Here is a 13834-nt window from a genome sequence, read left to right as displayed (position 1 = left end):
TCTTATTTTAAGAAAACTGCTTAAAAACAGAAGGTCCGTAGCTTTTCTGTTAGCTGTTTTCCTCTTAAAGCAAATACAAAAAGAAAGGGAGCCGCCCAAGTTGGGTAGCCCCCTTTCTGTTGAAACGTAATAGGTTCTTAGTTAAAATCGGCGGCGGTTACGCCTTCGTTTACCTTTACGGATTGAGCTTTCATCTCCATAACCTGTTGCTGGCCACCGGCAGATACGGTTAACGTCTGGGTGTACGGGAACAGGATACCACCTACTTTTTTGTAATCGGCGTACTCCATGGTGTTGCTGATGGTCATGTTGTTGGCTGTGGTGGCGTCTTCGGTTTTCACCAACAGTTTGCTGGCCAAATCATAATACTCAGTCTTGGTTTTACCTGTTGGGTAAGTAATCACCACTTTATAGGCGTCTGACCCGTTTACTTTCTCCAGGCCTTTCACCTCAGATTTAAACGCGGGGTTATTGAGGTAATCCATTTGCTCAAAGATGCTGGAAAGAACCTTCTTCTCCTTGATTTCCTCAGGGGTCATGGCTTGCTTCTGGCCCATCTGCTCCTGGTACCCAGTAGTACCGTTGAATCTGGTTTTAACCACGGGGTTTCCACCCATCGTCATGGTCATGGCCTGCAAGTTGGGAGCCATCATTTTCACCTCGGCGTTCAGGTTGGCGCCTTGCATCTGCAGGTTCATGGCGGCAGCAATGGATTTCACTTTCTTCAGTTCGGCTACGCCGCCCAAGGCTTTCAGGTAATTGCTGAACACCTCAGAGGCTTTCACATTGGTCGTCACCGCCGAAGTGGCCCCGGCTGTAACAGGGTTCGCGAACGTGTCAAACTGTTTCACCGGGTAGTTCAGCTTCTTTAAGCCTTCCTGCATCTGAGAGGCGTTGCCCACTACTACCACGCGGGTGTTGGTACTGTTGAAGTACTTCTGCGCCACCCGCTGGATGTCTTCTTTGGTCACCGCATTGATTTTCTGCAGGTAGGTACGGTAAAAGTCTTTGGGCAGGTCGTTAATCAAAATGTTGCGAGCGAAGGCGGCAGTGCGGCCTTTGTTTTCCAAGCCCAGGGCAAAAGAACCGTTGTACAAGGCCTTGGCGCTGGCCAGTTCCTCATCAGACACTTTCTGGGTACGCAGGGCATTGATCTCGTTTAGGAACTCCACCACGGCACTGTCGGTCTTGGCGGTTCTTACCGAGGCAGAGGCCGAGAAGTCGCTCTGGAACCTTCCGGCCCCGATGTTGGAATAAGCGCCGTACGTAAAGCCGTGTTTCTCGCGCAGATTATTGAAAAGACGGCTTTCAGAGCCGCCGCCCAGAATCTGGTTCGCCAGCAAGGCCGCGAAATAATCGGGGTGGTTCATTTTCAGGTCGCCCAAGCTGTTCACGGTGATTTCAGACTGCACCGCATTAGGCATGTCCACTACGTTGATCTCGGTTTGGGCGGGGTTTGCCACCTGGTTCCAGGTTGGGGCGGGCAAGGCAGGACCCTTCAAGTCACCTAACACTTTTTCCGCAATGGACTTGGCATCTTTGGGTTTGATATCGCCAATAATGGTGAGATACCCTCTGGATGGGGTAATGTAGTTGGAATAGGCGTTCCGCACATCGGCGAGGGTCAGGTTCTTGATGGTTTCCTCGGTGGCGAACTCCCCGCTAGGGTGGTTTTTACCGTACACCAGCGCGTTCACCACTCTGCCCGAGACAGCCTTCACGTTCTTCTCATCGCTCTTCATAGCGGTGAGGGTCTGCGACTTCAGTTTGTCAAAAGACTCCTGCGTAAAGGCGGGGTTCTTCAGGCCCTTGCCCATCAAGGCGAAGGCCTCGTTGAAATAGCGGGTCAAGGCTGCGGCACTTCCGCCGGCGGCATTTAAATTCACCTCAGCCCCTATTCTGTCCACGGCTTCGTCAAACTGGGCTTTGGTCAGGTCTTTGGTGCCTTCATTAAGCATTTGGCCCATCAGGCTCATGACCCCGGCCTTAGAACCTTCGGTGATGGGTCCGGCGTCTATGAAATAGCTGGCCGACACGCGGGGTAGTTTGTGGTCTTCTACCACCAACACGGTAATGCCGTTCTTCAGTTTAAACGAAACTGGGTCTTGCAGTGTAATGACCGGAGCCGGACCCGCGGCTGGCTTATTGGAGCGGTCTATTTTCACCTGGGCCTCTGCGTTGAACAGCAACAAGGCGCTGGCGGCAATTAAGATATATTTCTTCATGGTGAATTCTTGGTTGAACTGGCGCAGCCTTCTCTGGGAGGTGGCTGGGCAGAAGTCAATGCGTTTATGAATTAGTTAGCCGATTTAGCCGGAGCCGGTAAGTAATACAACACCACTCTAGAACTGGGTTGCAGGTACTTTTTGGCGGCATCCTGAATATCCTGGCGCGTGATGCTTCTGATCTTTTCCAGTTCCTGGTTCACGTTGTTGGTGTTCTTGTGATGGAAAGTATACCCGCTGGCCAGGTTCTCGGCGACGCCTAACATGCTGCTGTTGGAGGTTACGTAGTTGTTCTCAAACTGATTCTGGATCTTCTTGTAATCTTCTTCAGAAATGAGGTTGTTCTGCAGTTTCAGGATCTCGTCATCCACGTCTTTCAAGAGCGTGCTCAAAGGGGTGTTGTTGTTGGGCAACGCAAAGGTGATGTAAGCCCCGTAGTCTTCCAGTGCAAAGTTGAAAGCCCCTACCTGCAAGGCGTTCTTTTTCTCATCCACCATTTTCTTGTATAACCTAGAACTGGCACCCCCAGACAGAATGGAGGTAATCATTTCCATGGTCTTGGAGTCTTTGCTGCTCATACCCGGCACCCGGTACGCTGACATGATAGCCGGAATCTGAATGTTGGCATCATAGGCGGTGTCTACCACCATTTTAGTGATAGGCGCTTCCTCTATTTTCTGGTACACCACAGGAGCTCCCTTGGGCACCTCCCCGAAATAAGCGCTTACCAGTTCTTTTGTCTGGGCAATGTCAATGTCTCCGGCAATGGAAAGCACCGCGTTGTTTGGCACGTAATATTTCTTGAAAAAGGCCTTGAACTCGTCCAGCTTAGCGGCATCCAGGTCTTCCATAGACCCGATGGGCTGCCACCGGTAGGGGTGCTTGGTAAACAGGCGCTTGAAGATCTCATTGCTGAAATGGCCGTACGGTTGGTTGTCAATCCGCATGCGTTTCTCTTCTTTCACCACCTCGTTTTGGGTTTTCACGCCAATTTCATTAATCACCGGGTGAAGCATGCGCTCGCTTTCCAGCCACAAGCCCAGTTTCAACTGGTTAGACGGAAAAACCTCATAGTAAAAGGTGCGGTCATGCGAGGTGGTTGCGTTGTTCTGGCCTCCATTGCTAGACACCAGCTTCATGAACTCGCCGCGCTTGATATTCTCAGATCCTTCAAACAGCAAGTGCTCAAAGAAGTGCGCGAAGCCAGAGCGGCCCACTTGTTCGTTTTTAGAGCCCACGTGGTACATCACTGACACCGCCACCACCGGGGCAGTTTTGTCCTGGTGCAGGATCACGTGTAAACCGTTGGGTAAATCATACTCTGTGAACTCTACTTTTTGCGCCTGGGCAGCCGTAGAGGAGAGCATGGCCGCTGCCGCCGCAGCGAAGAAATGCTTCTTTGAAAACATACTGGATTTAAGTTTGGGAAAAATCATGAAAGGGATCTAGACTGCTTTTGAAGGATGCTATTTTGGAGTGGCTACAGGAAACAGTCTTTTTTCTTTTGGCAAGTGCAAGATAGGTTGAGCACGGCGCCGTTCTGGCACTTTGACCTACTGGATTCTTAGTAGCAAAAGCAAGCCTTTTATTACAGCGGAACACACCAGAAGCTCAGATTTATTTGGGTGCCTTAGGGCCCGTTAAGGCGTTTACTCGCTTTTTTTGGAAAAAGAGCCCTTAAACAGTCTATTTCCTGAAAGCAGAAAGGGAGAACCAATGCTTTTTACCAATTCGTTGCTAAGCAGTAAAGAATCAATCTGTTGAATTTTACTTATTCAAGTAACCATCCTAGAATAGCAGTATGAAGAAATTGTATTATTATTAACAAAAAATACGCTCATCATACCCAATACCATATTCAAATAGGGCTAAAGCCTTCCTCATGAATACTCCCTTACTTCCCACAAAGGCAAAGTTCCTTCTGCTGCTCTTCTTATTTTCGGTTGCTTCTCTTATAAGTCATTCTACACAGGCTACCCATCTAAGAGCCGCCGAAATCTATTACAAGAGTGATACAACTGCCGCCCGTAACCCCCTGCGGTTTTTCTTTACGCTGGTAACCTACAGCGTTGCCCCTCCGCCATTTGAAGACTTAGAAGCCACGCTCTTCTTTGGGGATTGTACAAGCCAACGGGTGGCCCGGGAGTCTAGAACGGAGATCAACAAGTGGCAGAACAGATCCTTCAGAAACGTTTACAAATTTGAGCACATCTACTCAGGACCAGGTACCTTCCATGTGACGTTTGTGGGGGAAAACCGGAATGGAGGGGTGGTGAATATGTCCTCTTCTGTACAGCAGACATTATTTCTGCAAAGCATGCTCACTGTAGACCCGCTTTTGGGCGCAAACCGTTCACCTGTTTTACAATATGCTCCCGTAGATGTTGCCGTTCGTCATCAAGTTTTCGCCCACAATCCTGCCGCATTTGATGCTGATGGCGATAGTCTTTCCTACAAACTACTGCCCACAAAGACCAGCAATGGGGTGAACCCATGCGGCGACCCCTCCTCGATTACTTCCCCTGGTTACCGCAACCTTGACACCTTTCAGGGTACCTCTTCTGCGGGTGCTCCAAGGGGTGTTGCTCTGGATCAAAATACCGGGCAGTTTACTTGGAATACCCCAAATGCGTTGGGTGAATTTGCCACAGCCATTGTCATACAAGAATGGCGAAACGGCAGGTTAATTGGACAAGTAGTGCGAGACATGCAAATCTTTGTACGAGAAAGTGGCAACCAGATTCCAGTCCTAACTACTCTCAAGGATACCTGTGTTACAGCAGGCACTTTGTTGCGCGGAATACTGAAAGTAAGCGACCAAGACAAAGACCTTACCTTGGTAGAAGCAGTAGGCCATATGTTGCCAGCTGCAACATTGAACAACGCTGGAAACGATACCACCTTTGCCTTTGAATGGCAACCCGGTTGTGAAGGTATAAGCATGCAGCCCCATCAGGTGGTGTTTAGAGCCGAGGACCAGCCATCCTCTGGAGAAACCAGGTTAACTGCTATGCAGCCCTGGAGGATAAGAGTATTAGGGCCTCCACCAGTGCTTCTCTCCGCTGTGCCCCAGGATGGCAACAAAATTAGACTTACCTGGGAAAACTACTCCTGTACAAATGCCCGACGTATCTATATTTTCAGAAAAGTAAACCCATCCTCCTTTTCTCCCAACTCCTGTGACGCAGGCATGCCTACTTCAGCGGGTTTTACGCTGGTGAACTTCGTGACAGCATATGCCACCTCTTTTACAGACAACAATAACGGGCAGGGCCTAGACCTTAACCAGAAGTACAGCTACCGGATTTACGCTGATTTCAATGAACCCAAAGGAGGTAGTAGCCGGGCATCCAATGAAATGGGTACTACCACCTTAACCAGCACTGCGGAAGGTATTCAGAACCAGATCAGCTTTTACCCTAATCCGGCTACCAGTATCCTGAGGCTAAAATTCCCAGCTACAGAAAAAATAAGAACGGTACAGGCATTCAATTCGGTAGGCCAGTCAATAGCTTCTCTGCTGCCTCAAAAATCAGCAGAGGAATGGACACTAGATGTGAGTAACCTCCCCAATGGTTTATACCTGCTCTCCCTGCAAACCGATCGGGGTACCGTAATCCAGAGGATAGTAGTAAAACATTAAGGAAGCGGTCTGTTTAGGTCTGTTTCTCAGAAAATAAGCCTGAAACCAAATTTCACCCTTGGTCTTTCTCCCTGATCAACTTAAAGAAGCCATCTCTGTAAGTCTCGCCAATGGGGATGGATTTGTCTTGGATGTATAGGGTATGGCCGTCTACCATGCTCACTTTATCAATGGAGATGATGTAGGATTTGTGCACGCGGTAAAAAGGCGGCTGGGGCAATTGCTCTTCCAGATCTCTCAGGGTCTGGTAGGTAACCACGCGCTGCTGTGGCAGGTACAGAGAAACGTAATTTTTAAGACCTTCAATAAAAAGAATATCAGAGTAGTTGATGCGCAGGAACTTGTTTTTGCTCTCGCCTTTCACAAACATGTAGTCTGGGTGCACCGGAGCCGTAGCTGGACCAGGAACCACGGGCGCAGCGGGGGCCTGCAGGGCAGAAGCGATAACAGGTGTTGGCTGCAAAAGAGCCTGAGCTTTCTGCACGGCCTTCAAGAAACGGTCAAAGGCGATGGGCTTGAGCAGGTAATCCACCACATCGTGCTCGTAACCTTCCAGGGCATATTCGGGGTAGGCGGTGGTCAATATAACTTTGCACTTGTTGCCGGCAAGCTTGAGGAACTGCAAACCGGTGAGCTCCGGCATCTGGATGTCCAAAAAGACCAAATCGGCGCGGCTTTCACTGACCCAACCTAGGGCCTCAATGGGGCTGGTGGTACTGCCCACAAACTCCAGAAACGGAATTTTCTGGATGTACGCTTTCAACAGGGTAGACGCGTACGCCTCGTCATCCACACAAATACACCGGATCATGGGTAATGAAAGTTTAGGAATTTAGAAGTAAGGTAAGTCTTGAAGAGAAGAAATGGAAAAGTGACTTATGGTTTTGCCGCTTTCCTTCTATGGCTTACCCGCAGCTACCGTTTAAGACACGGTTTTCAGAAAAAGCGTCTTAAACGACCTTACAGGTTCTGCAACGTTAGCTGGGTCTGGTGCACTGTTCCATCTGTGTCAACCGTCAGTTGGTGCTGGTTGGGGTAAAGCAGTTCCAGACGTCGTTTGATGTTCACCAATCCGATGCCTGTGCTGTGGTCTTTCTGCTGCCGATTAACCATGTTACTGACTTCAAACAACAACTCTTTCCCGATTACCTGAAGGTAAATCTGCACCGGGTTGGCGGGGTCATTGACCACTCCGTGCTTGAAGGCGTTCTCCACAAACGGGATCAGCACCAGCGAAGCCACCCGCTGTCCGTCTACGTTTCCTGCCACGGTAAAGTCCACGAAGAACCGGTCTTCAAACCGTAGCCGGAAAATATCAATGAAGCTGTGCAGGTAATCTACTTCTTTCTGGAGCTCCACTTTCCCATCGGGGCTGTCATAGAGCATGTAGCGCATCATGTCTGAGAGCTTCAGCACCGCCTGGGCCAATTGCTCAGACACCGGGTACGCCAAGGCATAGATGTAGTTAAGCGTGTTGTAGAGAAAATGCGGATTCACCTGTGATTTCAGGAACGCCAGTTCAGCCTGGGTTTTCTCGGTGCGCAGCATTTTGTTTTCCTTTTCTTTTTTGAAGGCGTCTTGCACGTTCCAGACCACCGCGCTGATGGCCATCATGGGAAAAGCCCTGAACAGGTTATCGGTGAGGTAAAAAGAGAAGGTTGTATTCACCCCATAGTTCCTGAAACCAAACAGCGCCGGGTACATCATCTCCTCCAGAAAGTAGCGGGTGAACGTAAACAAAAACGGGGCGAAGACTAGGCAGGCCAGCAACTGGGCTATTTTCTCCCGCTTCAGAAACCTGGGGTACACAAAAGAGTAGCAGAAATAAAAGGTAAGAGCCAGGCTGGTAAAATACGTCAGCGACAGCAGGTGCATCCAGGTGAAGGGTCCAGGTCGGCTCAGGTAGTGCTCCAGGTAGCTATACCCAATGTAAAGGCCCCACGCCGCCAAATGGTAAAGAAGGTTTCTGCTTTTCTTCATGCCTCAAAACTACGCTCCCCGCGCATGCCTCGCTCTTTTTTTATCCCAACCCCCTGTTTTCTGATGCCAACCCAAGCTTCGTGCTTCTTTTTCTGAAAACAAGGAAAAAACAGCCGTTGGGATAAAAACCGGAGGGCTTGGGATTATTTTTTTCCAGACGTAAGCAACCCTCCTCACCTTTGGTTCATCCTTAAAGCACAACCAACCCCTATGAACCAAACCGCTACTTTCCGCCCTTTTGCCTTCCTGGTTTTTCTGAGCTTTCTCCTCTCCTTCGGTGCCCTGGCGCAGAACGGCACCACGGTGAAAGGAACCGTTCAAGACGGCAAAAAACAGCCTCTTGCCTTTGCTACCATTGTGCTACTATCTCTGCCTGATTCTGGCATGGTGAACTCCCAGATGACGGATGAAGCCGGGGTCTATGTTTTTGAGAAAGTGGCCTCCGGTAGATATGCCATCAAAGCCAGCCGCATTGACCATAACCTGGTGGTAAGCCCGGCGTTTGAGGTGGGCAACCAGCCGGTACAGGTTCCCGCGCTGCAAACCACCGAGAAAACCACCGCCCTCAAAGAAGTGGTGGTGCAAGGCCAGCGCCCCTTGCTGGAACAGCAAGCCGACAGGTTTATCATGAACGTGGAAAAGCTGAACACCGCCGGCGAGAACTCATTGGAAGTGCTCAAGAACGCGCCCGGCGTGCGGTTAGACAAAGACGACAACATCCTGTTCAGGGGCAGCGGGAGCGTGAACGTCATGATCAACGGCAAAATGACGTACATGACGGGTTCTGAACTCAGCAACTACCTTAAATCTTTACCCGCCTCCGCGGTGAGCAAGGTAGAACTGATCGCTAACCCACCGGCGTCTTTTGATGCGGCAGGTACGGCAGGCATCATCAACATTGTGCTCAAGCGCGAACTCACCAAAGGCATGAACGGCAGTTTGACGGTGGGCTCCGGCTACGGCACCTATGAGAAAGCCTGGGCGGGGATTAACCTTAACTACAACCTGGGCAAGGTGAGTTTCTACACCCGCTTGAACACCAGCCACTCCAATTCCTATAACCGGCTGACCATGGAGCGCCTCATCAGAAACAGCCTGTACCGCTCGGTCAACTACTGGCACCCCATTACCAAAAGTGTAAACGTGGTAGCCGGCGCCGATTACTTTATCAACCAACAACACACCGTGGGGTTCATGTTCAAAGGCTACACCTCCCCGCAGGATGTATTGACCACTAGCAACTCAGTGAACTACGACATTCCCGGCAACCCCATTGGCAGCGTGCAGATGAACAACCCGCGCGATGTGGTCTCCAACAACTACAGCCTTAACTTCAACTACAAATTTGACATAGACACCACCGGCCGCTCCGTCACTTTTGACACTGACTTTGTGCGCTACCGCAACGGCGCCGATGAGTCTTTCCGAAACCAGTACTTTGCCGAAGCCATCCAGAACGGCAGGGAGTTTGAAGACTTGCGCAGTTTCTCAGATGCCGCCATCCGGATTTTTGCCATCAAAGCCGATTACGTGCACCCTCTGGCCAACAACTGGAAAGCTGAAACCGGCTGGAAAAGCAGTTGGGTCCGGAATGACTCAGACATCCGGTTTGAGGCCCTGCAGGAAAGCAACTGGCAGGTAGATGACCGCCGCACCAATCATTTCCTGTACGACGAGAACATCAATGCCGGATACGTGAGCCTAAGCAAGAAAGTAAACAAACAGCTTAGTCTGAAAGCCGGGCTAAGGGCCGAGCAGACCATCTCCCAGGGCAATTCGCTAACCACCAGAAACGTGGTAGACCGCAACTACTGGGAGTTGTTCCCCAGCATGTTTGTCAGCTACAACCCCAATGACGACCACCAGTTCTCCACCTCGTACAGTCGCCGCATCAGCCGCCCCAATTACCGCAGCTTGAACCCGTTCACGTTCTATTCAGACCCTTACACCGGCTTAAGAGGCAACCCGTTTTTGCAGCCCTCTTTCTCCAACTCGCTGCAATTCAACTACACGTTCAAGAACTTCCAGCTGTTAAGCATCAGCTATTTGCAGCAGAATGATTTTGTAATGGAAGTAGTAAGCCAGAACGATGAAACCAAGGAAAGCATCAGCACGCCGCAGAACCTGAGCCGCGCCCGTTCTTTGAGCATCAGCAGCGGCGGCACCTTGCCCGTGCGCAAATGGTGGAGCGCCAACCTGCAACTGCAAGGCAACCTGAACAAAGTGAGCACCCCGGTACAGGGCGAGCAATACAACCAAGAGCAGTTCTCCTGGGACTTCAGCACGGACAACAACTTCACCCTGCCTAAACAGTTTACCCTGCAATATTCGGCGTACTACAGCTCGCCCTCGGTGTCAGGCTTGTTCCGGAACAAAGCCTCTTACCTTATGAGCATCGGGGGCAAGAAAACTTTCATGGATGGGCGCGCTACCCTCAGTGTGAAGCTGAATGACATCTTTGACACCGCCCGCTTCAGAGCCTTCCTGAACTACAGCAACGTGAACATGTACTGGGAAAACGAATGGGAAAGCCGTCGTCTTAACATCACCTTTGACTATAAGTTTGGAAATAGCAAAATCAAGGCCGCCCGTAACCGGAGAACCGGCACCGCCGACGAAGAGAACCGCGTTTCAAAGTAGAACCGTTTCTGTATCATAAACCAAAAAGAGGCCTGGAACAGACGTTTCCGGCCTCTTTTTGGTAGAAGCAGCCCAAACCAATGACGCCCTCCCGCTTTTATTCCGGTAACTCCCGCCTTTTGTCCTATCCATAACAAGGGCAGGTACGTACCTTTGTAGAGAGATAAGATAGAACGTTATGTTAGGAAAAGGCTCTAAACTGTACAGCATCTGCAAACTGAAATGCCCGCGGTGCCATGAGGGGAACCTCTTTGAAAACAACAGCCTGCTGGGGTGGCGTAAAATGTCCCAGATGCTGGACCACTGCCCGGTTTGCCACCAGATGTATGAACCAGAACCAGGCTACTACTACGGGGCCATGTTTGTGAGCTACGGCCTTACCACCGGCCCTACCCTTGGCATTGTGGGTCTGATGATGCTGTTCTCCGAGGAGATCACCCTGTGGATGTTTGTGGGTGCGTTGCTTTTGTCGTTGGTTTTGTTTCTGCCGGCCATCTTCAAGCTTTCCCGCGCCATCTGGATTAATATTTTCATCAGCTACAACCCAGAGGCAGCGGTGCATCCGCAGGCCCGGGGACATTAGAGGCACTCCTTTTTAGAGCTATTTTTCGCAACTTGGGGCAAAACCGGCACACCACCGGTGGTTTGCCTTATGCCAGAGAAGCTTCCTATTTACCGTATCCCTGATTTTACGCCTGCCAAAGGTCTTTCCCGCGGCATCCACGTGACCGATTTACAGGCACATCGGCAGAAGCACGCCTTTGTACAGGCCCCGCACAAACATGATTTCTACTTGTTGCTGGTAGTCAGGACTGGGCAAGGCACCCACACCATTGATTTCACCCATTATGAGATCAAACCCGGCAGCGTTTTCTTTCTCACGCCCGGCCAGGTGCACGCCTGGGACCTTTCCCCTGAGACCGAAGGCACCCTGCTGTTTTTCACCCCAGAGTTTTACCGCGGCAGCCGCGAAACCGACACCTTGCGGCAGTTTCCCTTTTTCCAGACTTGGCAACATCCGCCGGTGTTATATGCTCAGGCAGATGACCTTTCGCCGGTGGACCAGCTCCTGCACCAGATGCAACAGGAATACTCTGGGGCTGCCCTTTTCCAGACCGATGCCTTGCGCGCGTACCTGGAACTGCTGCTTATTCAACTGGCCCGGCTTTATCCCATGGCACCTGTTACGCAAGAAGAAAATACCTGGCCTTTTCAGTTGTACCAGCTGGAAACCTTGGTGGAGAACCACTACCTGGAGCACCAGCCCATCGGTTTCTACGCCAATGCGCTGCACCTGTCGCCCAAGTACCTGAACGAGCTCTGCAAACAGAACCTGGGCAAGACCACCACCGATCTGCTGCAGGAAAGATTGATTCTAGAAGCCAAGCGCCTGCTCACCCACTCGCCGCACCTCAACATTGCGCAGGTGGCGCTGGCCCTCGGCTTTGAGGACAATTCTTATTTCAGCCGATTTTTCAAAAAACAGGTAGGAAGCACCCCCGAACAATTTCGGCAGAAAGGATAAATACGGAATCTACTTCATAGAGAACCTTTTACGACAACCTAATACCTTGAGGCGGGGTTTAAAGGGAGGAAAATTGATGTCAGTTTTACCGTTTTCCGCCCATGATGCGCTTCCCTCTGCTCCTGCTTGTTCTTCTGTTTCTTGCCTGTTCCGCTCACCTCACCCATGCCCAGGATCTCACCGGACCAAAAGGCGAGACCTTCACGGTGCGGGTAGTAAAAGACAAACTCAGCGATCCCTGGGAAGTCACCTACGGCCCCGATAACCACCTCTGGATCACCGAAGCCAAAGGCTACAAAGTAAGCCGACTGAACCCCTCCACCGGCGCACAAACCGTTTTACTGGATCTTACCTCGGCCCGTAAATTCCCGCGCTACGACAAGGTTTCTGATTCAATAGACGGCGGTAAGCCCTGGCCGCAAGGCGGATTGATGGGCATGTCTCTGCACCCCCAACTACTTTCCGGCAAGCCCTACGTGTATCTGGCTTACGCCTATGAATTTGCCGGAGCCGGGAAATCGGGTGAGGGTTGCGATCCTAACTTCGGGGGTTGCCACTACACCATGCGGGTGGTGCGGTACGACTATGACGCCAAAGGGCAGAAACTAGCCAACCCGATGGTGCTTTGCGACAGCATTCCGGGGAGCAACGACCATAACTCCGGCCGCTTGTTAATTGCGCCGGTGCAAGGCAAAGACTTCCTCTTTTACACCGTGGGTGATATGGGCGCCGGGCAGTTCAAAAACGTAGGCCGCCCTAATTACGCCCAGCTCACCAGCAGCTATGAAGGCAAAGTACTTCGGTTCAACCTGGAGCCCGATACCGATCAAAACCAGTATGACCGCTGGATTCCGAATGACAACCCGTTCACTTCAACCCAGAAACAGAACGCGGTCTGGAGCCTTGGGCACCGCAACGCGCAAGGGCTGGCCTATGCTGTGATTGGCGGCACCGGAAGAGTCTACGCGAGCGAGCACGGGCCTTTTTCAGATGACGAGATCAACGTGATTGAGCGAGGCAAGAACTTCGGGCACCCGCTTGTGATCGGGTACAGTGACAACAACTATAACGGACTGGCTGCGGGCGTCAGCAACCACACCCAACTGCCCGGCGAGTGGCACACTACCTACCCCACCATCAAAAGCGAAAAAGCCAACGCGGCTGCCCTTGGCGCGCAGACGTATCGTGACCCTATTTACAGCTTCAATCCCAACTCGAACGCGTTTCTGACTAAGGTTATGACGCAGACGAGAAGTGGTGGCGAAAAGAACTCCCCGGAGTGGCCGTCTGAAGCGCCCAGCAGCATAGGCGTGTACACCGCCTCGGGCATTCCTGGCTGGCAGAACTCCCTGCTTATCCCCACCCTTAAAACCGGGAAATTGATCAGGCTGCAACTAAACGCCGCGGGCACTGATGTGACCGGCGACACCCTCACCTACTTCCGGTCAAAAATTCGGTACCGGGACTTGGCCATTTCTCCAGATGGCAAAAAGCTGTACCTGGCCGTGGACAGTTCCTCGGTGACCTCAGGCCCCTCGGGGGAAGACCCTAAAGGCAGCCAGTACCGCGGTTCCATTCTGGAGTTTACGTACGTTAAAGGCGGCACTGCCTTAAAGAATGCCTCGGGCGGAGCATCGGGCGGGAAGCCCCAAAATGGATCAAAGGCGGCATCCCAAGTGGCTGAAAAAAGACGAGAGGAGTAACTCTATCTTTTGCTTTTAGCCTATTTCTAGAAAACCTATGCAAAAACAGATAACCGTAAGCAGACTCCCTCAGTGACAAGCCCCTTCTCCTTATTGTCATCCTGAAAGGATCTTGTGG

Annotated in this window: 9 protein-coding genes; 5 read left to right on the top strand and 4 right to left on the bottom strand. The window is 51.3% G+C overall.

Translation table 11 applies throughout. The annotated features are described in order from the left end of the window. Window positions 1-137: 137 nt before the first annotated feature. Together ACW9SV_RS15995 and ACW9SV_RS15990 are read right to left on the bottom strand one after the other, a co-directional pair. Window positions 138-2225: an insulinase family protein gene (locus ACW9SV_RS15995; RefSeq protein WP_479557763.1), complete on the bottom strand. Its 2088-nt coding sequence runs from the start codon at window positions 2223-2225 to the stop codon at window positions 138-140. Window positions 2226-2296: 71 nt separating this feature from the next. Beyond that, window positions 2297-3634: a M16 family metallopeptidase gene (locus ACW9SV_RS15990; protein ID WP_479557762.1), complete on the bottom strand. Its 1338-nt coding sequence runs from the start codon at window positions 3632-3634 to the stop codon at window positions 2297-2299. Window positions 3635-4107: 473 nt separating this feature from the next. On the opposite strand from ACW9SV_RS15990, the gene ACW9SV_RS15985 reads away from it, so the two are divergent. Continuing rightward, on the top strand, window positions 4108-5868 hold the full coding sequence (locus tag ACW9SV_RS15985) for a T9SS type A sorting domain-containing protein (RefSeq protein ID WP_479557761.1): 1761 nt from the start codon (window positions 4108-4110) through the stop codon (window positions 5866-5868). Window positions 5869-5920: 52 nt separating this feature from the next. Here the strand turns inward: ACW9SV_RS15985 and ACW9SV_RS15980 are convergent, their stop codons facing one another. Both ACW9SV_RS15980 and ACW9SV_RS15975 read right to left on the bottom strand, forming a co-directional pair. Next, the gene (locus ACW9SV_RS15980) at window positions 5921-6679 is read right to left on the bottom strand and encodes a LytR/AlgR family response regulator transcription factor (RefSeq protein ID WP_479557760.1); all 759 of its coding nucleotides are present in this window, start codon (window positions 6677-6679) and stop codon (window positions 5921-5923) included. A 149-nt stretch (window positions 6680-6828) separates the two neighbouring features. Continuing rightward, window positions 6829-7848, bottom strand: a complete 1020-nt coding sequence (locus ACW9SV_RS15975; RefSeq protein WP_479557759.1) for a sensor histidine kinase — start codon at window positions 7846-7848, stop codon at window positions 6829-6831. A gap of 210 nt (window positions 7849-8058) precedes the next feature. Between ACW9SV_RS15975 and ACW9SV_RS15970 the strand changes: the two genes are divergently transcribed. The 4 genes from ACW9SV_RS15970 to ACW9SV_RS15955 all read left to right on the top strand — a co-directional run bounded on the left by ACW9SV_RS15970 (window position 8059) and on the right by ACW9SV_RS15955 (window position 13716). Then, window positions 8059-10488, top strand: coding sequence for a TonB-dependent receptor domain-containing protein (locus ACW9SV_RS15970; RefSeq protein ID WP_479557758.1), 2430 nt, complete (start codon window positions 8059-8061; stop codon window positions 10486-10488). Window positions 10489-10666: 178 nt separating this feature from the next. Beyond that, on the top strand, window positions 10667-11071 hold the full coding sequence (locus tag ACW9SV_RS15965) for a DUF983 domain-containing protein (RefSeq protein ID WP_479557757.1): 405 nt from the start codon (window positions 10667-10669) through the stop codon (window positions 11069-11071). 69 nt (window positions 11072-11140) lie between these two features. Beyond that, window positions 11141-12013 (top strand): helix-turn-helix domain-containing protein, encoded by an 873-nt coding sequence (locus ACW9SV_RS15960; protein WP_479557756.1) that lies wholly within the window; start codon window positions 11141-11143, stop codon window positions 12011-12013. 101 nt (window positions 12014-12114) lie between these two features. Next, a complete protein-coding gene (locus tag ACW9SV_RS15955) occupies window positions 12115-13716 on the top strand; it encodes a PQQ-dependent sugar dehydrogenase (protein WP_479557755.1) in 1602 nt (533 codons plus the stop codon). Window positions 13717-13834: the final 118 nt, after the last annotated feature.

The organism is Rufibacter sp. JT20002, from assembly GCF_056491185.1.
Note: the sequence above shows the minus strand (reverse complement) of the source record. Positions and strands in the feature narration are given on the sequence as shown.

Excerpts from the sequence above, each read along its gene's own strand:
- ACW9SV_RS15995 (WP_479557763.1), bottom strand. The coding sequence starts at position 2,225 with ATGAAGAAATATATCTTAATTGCCGCCAGCGCCTTGTTGCTGTTCAAC.
- ACW9SV_RS15990 (WP_479557762.1), bottom strand. The coding sequence starts at position 3,634 with ATGTTTTCAAAGAAGCATTTCTTCGCTGCGGCGGCAGCGGCCATGCTC.
- ACW9SV_RS15985 (WP_479557761.1), top strand. The coding sequence starts at position 4,108 with ATGAATACTCCCTTACTTCCCACAAAGGCAAAGTTCCTTCTGCTGCTC.
- ACW9SV_RS15980 (WP_479557760.1), bottom strand. The coding sequence starts at position 6,679 with ATGATCCGGTGTATTTGTGTGGATGACGAGGCGTACGCGTCTACCCTG.
- ACW9SV_RS15975 (WP_479557759.1), bottom strand. The coding sequence starts at position 7,848 with ATGAAGAAAAGCAGAAACCTTCTTTACCATTTGGCGGCGTGGGGCCTT.
- ACW9SV_RS15970 (WP_479557758.1), top strand. The coding sequence starts at position 8,059 with ATGAACCAAACCGCTACTTTCCGCCCTTTTGCCTTCCTGGTTTTTCTG.
- ACW9SV_RS15965 (WP_479557757.1), top strand. The coding sequence starts at position 10,667 with ATGTTAGGAAAAGGCTCTAAACTGTACAGCATCTGCAAACTGAAATGC.
- ACW9SV_RS15960 (WP_479557756.1), top strand. The coding sequence starts at position 11,141 with ATGCCAGAGAAGCTTCCTATTTACCGTATCCCTGATTTTACGCCTGCC.
- ACW9SV_RS15955 (WP_479557755.1), top strand. The coding sequence starts at position 12,115 with ATGATGCGCTTCCCTCTGCTCCTGCTTGTTCTTCTGTTTCTTGCCTGT.